The sequence below is a fragment of the Actinacidiphila cocklensis genome (assembly GCF_907177275.1).
GTDB classification, from domain to species: Bacteria; Actinomycetota; Actinomycetes; order Streptomycetales; family Streptomycetaceae; genus Actinacidiphila; species Actinacidiphila cocklensis.
Genome location: NZ_CAJSLV010000009.1, coordinates 1 through 1,702, shown reverse-complemented (window position 1 = coordinate 1,702; position 1,702 = coordinate 1). Strand labels below are relative to the sequence as shown.

Sequence of the window (1,702 nt, the reverse complement as noted above, 5' to 3'; positions counted from 1 at the left end):
GGCCGCCGCGGCGACTGCGGACCGGCGGCCGCGGCCGCCGGCCACGACGCTCGCGGTGGTCGCCACCGACGCCGTGCTGACCCGGGCGCAGGCGCACAAGCTCGCGGGCAGCTCGCACGACGGGCTGGCCCGCGCGGTCCGCCCGGCGCACCTGCTCTCGGACGGCGACACCGTCTTCGCCATGGCCACCGGCCGCCGCCCGCTCGTACCGCGGGACCGAGCCGCCGCCGCGCACCCGGCCTTCGGGGTGCACATCGAGGCGGGCTCGCTGGACGAGGTGCTCGCGGCCGGCGCCGACGCCCTCACCCGGGCGATCCGGCACGCCGTGCTGGCAGCGGAGACGGTGGACGGCCCCGGCGGCGTCTTCCCGAGCTACCGGGACCTCTACCGAGACCTCTACCAGGACCTCTACCAGGACCGCTGAAGGGCCGGGCGCCCCGCGGCCGGCCGCCCGCTCGGCCCATTTCGCGGACCGGCTGGCGCGTCACCGGCCGGTTTGCCGTGCGGGACGCGACGGAGCGGTAAGGCTCGGCTCATGCACTCCATCACCGACTGGCTCGAGAACTCCTCGGGCGCCATGGTCTACGCGATCGTGGCCGCCCTGGTCTTCTGCGAGGACGCGCTCTTCTTCGGCTTCGTCCTGCCCGGTGAGACGGCGGCGGTACTCGGCGGGGTGATCGCAGGGCAGGGCCGGGTGTCGGTCTACTGGATGTGTGCGACGGTCGTGCTGGCCGCGATCGCCGGGGACTCGGTCGGTTACGAGGTCGGCCGGCGCTTCGGGCCGCGCATCCTGGAGACCAAGGCGCTGCGCGGCCACCGGCAGCGGATCGGGCAGGCCCAGGGCTTCATCCGCAGACGCGGCCCCGCCGCGGTCTTCCTCGGCCGCTTCATCGCCTTCTTCCGCGCACTGATGCCCGCGCTCGCCGGCATCTCGCGGATGCCGTACCCGACGTTCCTGCTCTTCAACGCGCTCGGCGGGCTGGTGTGGGGCGTCGGCTTCACCCTGCTGGGGTACTTCGCGGGCGCGGCCTACAAGCAGGTCGAGCAGACGGCGGGCACGGCGGTGGCCGTCGTGGTGGCGGTGGTCGTGGTGGCCGCGGTGGTGGTCTGGCGGGTCCGCCGCCATCGCGCCGAAGGCGCAGGGGAAGCGGACGGCGACGGCGCGGACGGTCAGGGCGGCGACGGCGCGGGCGGTCACGACGGCGACGGCGCGGACGGTCACGACGGCGGGGATACGGACGGTCAGGACGCGGACGGGACGGGCGGGGCAGGCGGCAAGGGCGGCGCTGGCGGCGACGAGCGCGGCTGAGCGCGGCTGAGCGCGTACATGTGTTCGTGGTGCGTATGCGTGTGCTGATTCCCGAGTTCCCCGCGGTGACAATGTGCCGAGATGGCAACAAACGGGGCCGTGGAGGTTCGAAACGGGCTCGCGGTGAGCAATCGTCCAATATGCCTCCCTTGTCTCACTGTTCCGCGACCGCCGAGCCGCAGCGGGTGCGTCGCCGTAGAACCCTCCTCGCCGCGGCGGCCGTCGCAGTGCTGTCGGTGGCCGCCGTCGGCTGCGGCGACAAGGCCGCGTCCGGCCCGGCCGCCGGCGACGCCGGCGCGACCGGCGCCCCGCGGTCCTCCGCACCTGCGGCGATGCCCGGCAGCCCCGGCGACTCGGCCGGCGACTCCGCGAACGGCGCGGCGGGCACCGCAC

2 protein-coding genes and 1 pseudogene are annotated in these 1,702 nt (G+C 75.1%); all 3 read left to right on the top strand.

The window, feature by feature from the left end; all coding sequences use genetic code 11:
• On the top strand, positions 1–424 hold a 424-nt coding region (locus NFU81_RS02895), incomplete at its 5' end, for a P1 family peptidase (RefSeq protein WP_251484622.1).
• A 111-nt stretch (positions 425–535) separates the two neighbouring features.
• Positions 536–1,309: a DedA family protein gene (locus NFU81_RS02890; protein WP_251484619.1), complete on the top strand. Its 774-nt coding sequence runs from the start codon at positions 536–538 to the stop codon at positions 1,307–1,309.
• 149 nt (positions 1,310–1,458) lie between these two features.
• Positions 1,459–1,702, top strand: a pseudogene (locus NFU81_RS02885) (hypothetical protein); the annotation flags it as partial.